The sequence below is a fragment of the Brevundimonas sp. genome, assembly GCF_036405315.1.
GTDB lineage: Bacteria > Pseudomonadota > Alphaproteobacteria > Caulobacterales > Caulobacteraceae > Brevundimonas.
Genome location: NZ_DASWXW010000022.1, coordinates 1 through 5,975, shown reverse-complemented (window position 1 = coordinate 5,975; position 5,975 = coordinate 1). Strand labels below are relative to the sequence as shown.

The window sequence follows — 5,975 nt, the reverse complement described above, 5'->3', positions numbered from 1 at the left end:
CGTGATGATGGTCGGCAAGCGCGAGATCAACACCCGCGCCTATGTCGGCAGCTTCAACTTCAAGGGCGGCGACCAGCAGAAGAAGGTCGGCCAACTGTCCGGCGGTGAGCGCAACCGCGTCCACCTGGCCAAGACCCTGGCCTCGGGCGGCAACCTGATCCTGCTCGATGAACCGACCAACGACCTGGACATCGAAACCTTGCAGAACCTCGAAGAGGCTCTGGAGGAGTTCGCCGGCTGCGCCGTGGTCATCTCCCACGACCGCTGGTTCCTGGACCGTCTGGCCACCCACATCCTCGCCTTCGAAGGCGACGGCCACGTGGAATGGTTCGAGGGCAACTTCGAAGCCTACGAACAGGACAAGATGCGCCGCCTGGGCGCGGACAGCATCATTCCGAAGCGCGTCCAGCACCAGAAGTTCGGTCGCTGATCAGGCGATGAACCGACAAGACGGCCCTCCGAGCGATTGGGGGGCCGTCTTTCTTTGGTCGTGGCGTCGTGACGGAACCGGGTTAGTCTGGCCGCCATGACCCAACGCCCCGCCATCCTGATCATGCAACGGCACCTAGCGCCGCTCAGCGCCTTTCTAGAAGGCGCCTATGACGTCTATCGTTTCTGGGAAGGGCCGCCGATCGAGGCCGCCGCCGACGTGCGCGTCCTGGTCGTGGCCGGCGAGTTCGAGCTGGACAAGGGTCTGATCCAGCGCCTGCCCAACCTGTCGCTGATCGCCTGCTTCACCTCGGGCTACGACGGCATCGATGTGGAATGGTGCCGCGCGCGTGGCCTGCCCGTCACCCACGCCCCCGCCATCAACCACGAAGACGTGGCCGACCACGCCATAGGCCTGATCCTGGCCGCACGCCGTCAGATCACCGAGGGCGACCGTCAGGTCCGCGCCGGCGGCTGGACCCCGGCGTCAAAGACCATCACCCCCTCGATGGGCGGCCAGACCCTTGGCCTGGTCGGCCTGGGCGCCATCGGCGAGGCCGTGGCCCGCCGCGCCGAGGTCATGCGGATGAAGGTTCAGTGGTGGGCGCCGCGCGCCAAGGACGCCCCCTGGCCCCGCGCCGACAGCCTGCTCGACCTGGCTCGCGCCTCCGATGTTCTGGTCGTCGCCTGCCGCGCGGACGAGACCAATCGCGGCCTGATCTCGGCCGAGGTGATCGAGGCGCTGGGCCCCACCGGCCTGCTGGTCAATGTCGCGCGCGGCCAGTTGGTCGATGAGGACGCCGTCATCGCCGCCCTGCGCGATGGACGGCTGGGCGGCGCCGCACTGGACGTCTTCGAGACCGAACCGACCGACGCCGCGCGCTGGGCCAACGTGCCCAACACTGTGCTGACGCCCCACACCGCCGGCGCCACGACCGAGGCGGTTCAGGGCATGCTGATGCTTCTGCTGCAGAACCTGTCGGCCCATTTCGCGGGCGAACCGCTCAAGACGCCGGTCACGCCGTAGAATCCCTCTCCCGATGGGAGAGGGATCGAACTTCAGGACGATCTGGCTACGTTCGCAGAACAATCCATGCCCATCAGTCTGTCGATGAGAGGTCTGGGCGGTCAGTTTTTGCTTGCATAATCGTATAAGGATATCTTTATACGACCCATGACACTGACTGCTGACCAGACCGTCGAGGCCCTGCGCGCCGCGGGCGAACCGACCCGTTTACGGGTGCTGTCTCTGCTCGCCGCCGAAGAGCTGTCGGTCATGGAGCTGTCGCGTGTTCTGGACCAGAGCCAGCCGCGCGTGTCGCGCCACCTGAAGCTGATGGCCGACGCCGGGCTGATCGAGCGATTCCCTGATGGAGCGCGCGTCTTCTACCGCCTGTCGCACGACGCCCTGTCGCGTCGCCTGATCGACACGGTGCTGGACCTGCTGGACGACGCCGAGGGCGAGGCCGACCATCGCCGTCTGGACGAGGTGCGCAAGGAGCGCGCCATTGACGCCGCCCGCTATTTCGAACAGGTCGCGCCCCAGTGGGACCAGATGCGCAGCCTCTATGTCTGCGAGAGCGCCGTCGAAACCGCCGTCGAACAGGCGGCGGGACCCGGCCCGTTCGAACGGGTCGTGGACCTCGGCACCGGCTCGGGCCGGATGCTGACCCTGTTCGGCAAGAAGGCGAAGATGTCGGTCGGGCTCGACCTGAGTCAAAACATGCTCAACATCGCCCGCGCCAACGTCTCCAAGGCCGGGCTGGACAAGGTCGAGCTGCGTCACGGCGACATCTTCTCGACCCGTCTGCCCCACGCCAGCGCCGACCTGGTGATCGTGCATCAGGTTCTGCACTACCTGGCCGATCCCGCCGCCGCGGTGGCCGAGGCCGCGCGTCTGGTCATGCCCGGCGGCAAGCTTCTGATCGTCGACTTCGCCCCGCACCAGCTGGAGCAGCTGCGCGAGGCCCACCAGCACCGCCGCCTGGGCTTCGCCGATGAGGAAATCCACGGCTGGCTGGCCGATGCGGGCCTGACCGCCGACGCCCCCGTCGCCCTGCCGCCCGACACCGAGGGCCTGACCGTCCACATCTGGACCGGCGAACGCGCCGCCGTCCCTGCCCGAAAGACCGCCTGATGGCCTCTCCCGCCTCGCTCAACCTGGCCGAAGCCCGCGCCCTGCTGCTGTCGCCGCTGGGCCCGGTGGCGCGCGCCGGCTCCAACCGCAACGCCGTCAACATCTCGTTCGAGTTCTTCCCGCCCAAGTCGGACGAGGCCGAGGCTAACCTGTGGTCCGCCATCCGCCGACTGGAGCCGCTGAACCCCGCCTTCGTCTCCGTCACCTATGGCGCGGGCGGATCGACGCGCGAGCGTACCCACCGCACGGTGCAGCGGATCATCAGCGAGACCACCCTGCGCCCCGCCGCCCACCTGACCTGCGTCGAGGCCAGCAGGGGTGAGGTCGATGAGGTCATCGAGGGCTACAAGGCGATCGGCGTCGACCACATTGTCGCCTTGCGCGGCGATCCGCCCGGTTCATCCGGCATCGGCGGCGCCTATACGCCCCGCGCCGACGGCTACGCCAACGCCACCGAACTGACCGCCGCCATCAGCCGCGTCGGCGGCTTCGAGGTCACGGTCGGCGCCTATCCGGAAAAGCATCCGGAAAGCCCGTCGATCGACCACGACATCGAGGTGCTGAAGGCCAAGGTGGACGCCGGGGCGACCCGCGCCGTCACCCAGTTCTTCTTCGACATCGAGGCCTTCCTGCGCTTCCGCGACCGGGTGCGGGCGGCGGGCGTGACCATTCCCCTGATCCCCGGCGTCATGCCCGTGTCGAACTTCGCCGGGCTGAAGCGGATGACGGCGGCCTGCGGCGCGGCCCTGCCCGACTGGCTGGCGGCCCACTTCGACGGCCTGGACGACGACCCCGAGACCCGCAAGCTGCTGGCCGCCTCCATCGCCGCCGAGACCTGCGCGCGGCTGCAGGAAGAGGGCTTCTCGGACTTCCACTTCTACACTCTGAACCGCGCCGAGCTGGTCTACGCCATCTGCCGGGTGCTGGGCGTGCGTGAAACCAAGGCTGTTGCGTAATGACTTCTCCCCTGAGCCGCCCTGAACGGATCGCCGCCCTGCACGCGGCGGCCAAGGAGCGCATCCTGGTCCTCGACGGGTCCTGGGGCGTCATGATCCAGCGGCGCGGGCTGGAGGAGGCCGACTTCCGCGGCGACCGCTTCGTCGCGGCCAACGGCTATAATGAAAAGGACCAGATGAAGGGGAACAACGACATCCTCTGCATCACCCGCCCCGACATCATCGCCGACCTGCACGACCAGTATTACGGCGCGGGCGCCGACATCAGCGAAACCAACACCTTCTCGGCCACCGTCATCGCCCAGGATGACTACAGGCTGGACGCCCAGGCCGTCTGGGACATCAATCTGGAAGGCGCCAGGCTGGCCCGCGCCGCCGCCGACCGCTGGACGGCGAAGGAACCGCACAAGCCGCGCTTCGCCGCCGGCTCCATCGGCCCGCTGAACAAGATGCTGTCCATGTCGTCGGACGTGAACGACCCCGGCGCGCGGCTGGTGACGTTCGACGAGGTCTATGAAGCTTACCGCCATCAGGTGAAGGCGCTGAACGAGGGCGGCGTCGACCTCTATCTGATCGAAACCATCACCGACACGCTGAATTGCAAGGCCTGTATCAAGGCCATCAAGGACCTGGAGGACGAGGGCCTGCCCGCCCTGCCCATCTGGATTTCCGGCACCATCACCGACCGTTCGGGCCGGACGCTATCGGGTCAGACCGCCGAGGCCTTCTGGAACTCCGTGCGCCACGCCAAGCCGTTCGCTGTCGGATTCAACTGCGCCCTGGGCGCCGATCTGATGCGGCCCTTCATCGCCGAACTGAGCCGCGTCGCCGACACCCTGGTCGCCGCCTACCCCAACGCCGGCCTGCCCAACGCCATGGGTCAGTACGACGAACAGCCGCACGAAACCGCCCACTTCATCGAGGAATGGGCCGCTTCCGGCCTGGTCAACATCGTCGGCGGCTGCTGCGGCACTACCCCCGACCACATCAAGCACGTCGCCGAAGAGGTCGCGCCGCTGAAACCGCGCGAAATCCCGGAACGCCCCGTGGCCATGCGCCTGGCGGGTCTGGAACCGTTCGAGCTGGTGGCGTGATGCGTCCTCACCCGCTCATCCCCGCGGAGGCGGGAACCCAGTACTTTGGCTACATCCAGATCGCTGACCGCCAGTGCGCGGCTCAAACCTGGGTCCCCGCCTCCGCGGGGATGAGCGGAGAGTTGCGTTGAGACCTGTCTTCATCAACGTCGGCGAGCGGACCAATGTCACGGGCTCGGCCAAGTTCCGCAAGCTGATCGTCGATGGCGACTACACCGCCGCCCTCGACGTCGCGCGCCAGCAGGTCGAGGCGGGCGCCGCTGTCATCGACATCAACATGGACGAGGGCCTGCTGGACGGCGCCGTCGCCATGCGCACCTTCCTCAATCTGATCGCCGCCGAGCCCGACATCGCCCGCGTGCCGGTGATGATCGACAGCTCAAAGTGGGAGGTCATCGAGGCTGGCCTGAAGTGCGTTCAGGGCAAGCCGATCGTCAACTCGATCAGCATGAAGGAGGGCGAAGCCGCCTTCCGCGAGCACGCGATCAAATGCCTGCGCTACGGCGCCGCCGTCGTGGTCATGGCCTTCGACGAGGTGGGTCAGGCCGACACTGCCGCGCGCAAGATCGAGATCTGCACCCGCGCCTATGACATCCTGGTCAACGAGGTCGGCTTCCCGCCCGAGGACATCATCTTCGACCCCAACATCTTCGCCGTGGCGACGGGGATCGAGGAGCACGACAACTACGCCGTCGACTTCATCGAGGCGACGCGCGAGATCAAGCGCACCCTGCCCTACGCCCGCGTCTCGGGCGGGGTGTCGAACGTCTCGTTCAGCTTCCGCGGCAACGAGCCGGTGCGCCGGGCCATCCACAGCGTCTTCCTGTATCACGCCATCAACGCCGGCATGGACATGGGCATCGTCAACGCGGGCGACCTGCCCGTCTATGACGACATCGACCCGGTGCTGCGCGAAGCCGTCGAGGACGTGATCCTGAACCGGCCGCAGCGGACCAATGTGTCCAACACCGAGCGGCTGGTGGACATGGCCCCGTCCTACAAGGGCGAAAAGGGCGCGGCGCGCGTCGTCGACCTGAGCTGGCGCGAGCAGCCTGTCGCGGCCCGCATCGCCCACGCCCTGGTCCACGGCATCACCGAGTTCATCGAGGCCGACACCGAGGAGGCCCGACTGACCTCCGAGCGTCCCCTGCACGTCATCGAAGGTCCGCTGATGGACGGGATGAACGTGGTCGGCGACCTGTTCGGCTCGGGCAAGATGTTCCTGCCGCAGGTGGTCAAGTCGGCCCGCGTGATGAAGCAGGCCGTCGCCTGGCTCGAACCCTTCATGGAGGCAGAGAAGGCCGGAAAGCCGCGCGAGCAGGCGGGCCGCATCCTGATGGCCACGGTCAAGGGCGACGT

6 protein-coding genes are annotated in these 5,975 nt (G+C 67.3%); all 6 read left to right on the top strand.

Annotated features, from left to right (window positions below; all coding sequences use genetic code 11):
• Positions 1 to 430, top strand: a 430-nt coding sequence (locus VGE49_RS01540) for an ATP-binding cassette domain-containing protein (protein WP_331032829.1), incomplete at its 5' end; no start/stop codon positions are given.
• Positions 431 to 526: 96 nt separating this feature from the next.
• Complete coding sequence (locus VGE49_RS01535; RefSeq protein ID WP_331032828.1) at positions 527 to 1,456, top strand: 2-hydroxyacid dehydrogenase; 930 nt, start codon at positions 527 to 529, stop codon at positions 1,454 to 1,456.
• A 147-nt stretch (positions 1,457 to 1,603) separates the two neighbouring features.
• Entirely contained in the window at positions 1,604 to 2,566 is a 963-nt protein-coding gene (locus tag VGE49_RS01530) for an ArsR/SmtB family transcription factor (protein WP_331032827.1), read from the top strand.
• Entirely contained in the window at positions 2,566 to 3,522 is a 957-nt protein-coding gene (gene metF / locus VGE49_RS01525) for a methylenetetrahydrofolate reductase [NAD(P)H] (protein WP_331032826.1), read from the top strand. Before VGE49_RS01530 ends, metF begins: the two co-directional genes overlap by 1 nt.
• A complete protein-coding gene (locus tag VGE49_RS01520) occupies positions 3,522 to 4,616 on the top strand; it encodes a homocysteine S-methyltransferase family protein (protein WP_331032825.1) in 1,095 nt (364 codons plus the stop codon). The genes metF and VGE49_RS01520 overlap by 1 nt, the downstream gene beginning before the upstream one ends.
• Before the next feature lie 127 nt (positions 4,617 to 4,743).
• Positions 4,744 to 5,975 (top strand): dihydropteroate synthase (locus VGE49_RS01515; protein WP_331032824.1); only part of this gene is annotated, 1,232 nt, incomplete at its 3' end.

Bases quoted from the DNA above. Each gene is read 5' to 3' on its own strand.
- VGE49_RS01535 (WP_331032828.1), top strand. From the start codon at position 527: ATGACCCAACGCCCCGCCATCCTGATCATGCAACGGCACCTAGCGCCG.
- VGE49_RS01530 (WP_331032827.1), top strand. From the start codon at position 1,604: ATGACACTGACTGCTGACCAGACCGTCGAGGCCCTGCGCGCCGCGGGC.
- metF (WP_331032826.1), top strand. From the start codon at position 2,566: ATGGCCTCTCCCGCCTCGCTCAACCTGGCCGAAGCCCGCGCCCTGCTG.
- VGE49_RS01520 (WP_331032825.1), top strand. From the start codon at position 3,522: ATGACTTCTCCCCTGAGCCGCCCTGAACGGATCGCCGCCCTGCACGCG.